This is a genomic window from Albidovulum sp. (assembly GCF_049646345.1).
Lineage (GTDB): Bacteria > Pseudomonadota > Alphaproteobacteria > Rhodobacterales > Rhodobacteraceae > Albidovulum.
The window spans coordinates 1-2,354 of record NZ_JBARVQ010000820.1 but is presented as its reverse complement, the minus strand read 5'-3'; the positions used below and the strand labels follow the sequence as shown (position 1 = coordinate 2,354).

Below are 2,354 nucleotides of genomic sequence, written 5' to 3'. Positions count from 1 at the left end.
GGTGGGGCACGATCTCCATCACCTTTTCCGCGAGCGCACGGTCATCGGTGACCAGCCAGACGGGTGAGTTGTAACCATGCTCCGCCTGGCTCACGAGGTCAGTCGCAACGATATGCGCGTCGGCGGTTTTGTCGGCGAGGATCAGGCTGTCAGTCGGCCCCGCGATCATGTCGATGCCGACGCGGCCGAAAAGCATGCGCTTGGCTTCGGCCACGAACTGGTTGCCGGGGCCGACGAGGATCTTGGCCTTGGGCAGCCCGAACAGGCCGAAGGTCATCGCCGCGACCCCCTGCACCCCGCCCATCGCCATTATCTTGTCGGCGCCGCTGATATGGGCGGCATAGACGATGGCGGGCGCGATGCCGACGCCCGGACGCGGCGGCGAACAAGCCGTGATATGCTGGCAGCCCGCGACCTTGGCGGTGGTCACGGTCATCACCGCGCTGGCGATGTGGCTGTAACGCCCCCCCGGCACATAGCATCCCGCCGCATCGACCGGGATCGCCTTTTGCCCGGCGATCAGGCCCGGCACGACCTCATATTCGATATTGGCCACAGTGGATTTCTGCTGCTCGGCAAAGCGGCGCACATTGTCATGGCTGAACTCGATGTCGCGCTTCAGCTTTTCGGGCACCAATGCACAGGCTGCTTCAATCTCGTCCGGCGTCAGGATGACATTGCCGTCGTATTTGTCGAACCTTGCCGCATATTCCAGGGCCTTCGCGTCGCCGCCCGCCTCGATATCGTCAAGGATTTCGCGGACGATGCGCTTTGTCTCAGACGCGTCGCTGCGCGAATGAAGCTTGGCTTTCTTCAGGTATTCTCTTGGCATGTATCCGGGTCCTACTTGTAGATATCAGGAAGAAGCGTCGTCGAAATTGCCGGCACATAGGCAATGAAAAGCGTGACGATCAGCATGAAGAAGACAAAGGGCACGGCCCGCCACGCGATCCTGAGGATCGACTCGCCCGTGAGACCTGAGACAACGAAAAGATTGAGCCCGAGCGGCGGGGTGATGAAGCCGACCCCCAGCGCCGTGATCATCATGATGCAGAACTGGATCTCGTTCATGCCGATATTGTCGGCAAGGGGCTTCAGGATCGGCGCGAGGATCACGATATTGGGCGTCGTCTCCATCACGCAGCCCGCCGCGATCAGAATGCCCACCATCATCAGGATCAGCACCCAGGGCTCATCGCTGACCGACGTCGCGGCCGTGACAAATCCCTGCGGAACGCCAAGGATCGCCAGCGCCTGCGCAAGCGGCAGCGAGAAGGCGATGATCGGCAGAATGACCCCATTGACCTTGGCCGAACTGACCAGCATCGCGGGAAAATCCGACAGCTTGAGCGTGCCGAGCACGAACCCCATGAGGATGGTGACAACGACTGCGGTGGCACCAGCCTCGGTCGGCGTCAGCCGCCCCGAGAAGATGCCGTAGAAAATGATCCCCGGGACGATGAATGCGTACCAGCCGGATTTGAGAGCGGCTCCAAGCCGGGATGCCCAGTCCGAGAATGAGATATTGCCGCCACCCTCCCAGCCATAAAGCCGGTTCATGATGATATTCGTCGCCAGGATCGAGACGAGGATCGCAAGCCCCGGGATCACCGCGGCAAGGAACAGGGTCGAGGCCGAGATGCCCAGAACCAGACCGATGATGATATAGGCAATCGAGGGCGGGATAAGGATACCGGTGCAGGCACCGGCCGCGACCAGAGCGCAGGCATAGGGCCGTGGGTAACCGGATTCGATCAGCCGGTCGATCGTCATCCGCCCCACCGCCGCCGCCCCCGCCGCATCCGATCCGGAAATCGCCGCGAACATCCCGCAGACAAGCACCGTGGCCGATCCGAAACCGCCCTTGGCGAATTGCGTCAGCGCCTCGGCCACATCAAGGAATTTGCGACTGAGCCCGGTCCGGACAAGAACGTCGCCGGTCAGAATGAAGAGCGGCACCGCCGTCAGAGCGAAATGGTCGATCCCGTGAAAAAGGCTTTCGCCGATAAGCGACAGCGGCAATGCGCCCGAAATGAGAAGCATGAGGATCGCCGAAGCGCCGATCGCCGCCCAGACCGGCACGGCAAGTGCCACCAGTATGACGAACAGGATGACCGGACCGTAGAAGTCCCAGCCAAGTTCGACCGTCTGTCCCTGAAGCTGATTCCAAAGCATCGGCTGGCCCTCAATCGAACAGTTTGTCGCCTTCGTACACGGGACGCCCGTGCCGAAGGTCGGAGAGATCGCGAAGGAACGACTGGATGAGACGCAAACTGACCAGCGCAAAGCCGATCGGAACCGCCGACAGGAACCACACCTGACTGATGCGAAGCCCATGCGTCACCGAACCGAAC

General features: G+C 61.5%; 2 protein-coding genes and 1 pseudogene. All 3 read right to left on the bottom strand.

The window, feature by feature from the left end; all coding sequences use genetic code 11:
• On the bottom strand, window positions 1-832 hold an 832-nt coding region (hisD, locus tag WBB85_RS21505), incomplete at its 3' end, for a histidinol dehydrogenase (RefSeq protein WP_432640617.1).
• A gap of 11 nt (window positions 833-843) precedes the next feature.
• Window positions 844-2,175 carry a TRAP transporter large permease gene (locus WBB85_RS21500; protein WP_432640616.1) on the bottom strand — a complete coding sequence of 444 codons (1,332 nt, stop codon included), beginning with the start codon at window positions 2,173-2,175 and terminating at the stop codon, window positions 844-846.
• Between the two features lie 10 nt (window positions 2,176-2,185).
• A pseudogene (locus WBB85_RS21495) lies at window positions 2,186-2,354 on the bottom strand (TRAP transporter small permease); the annotation flags it as partial.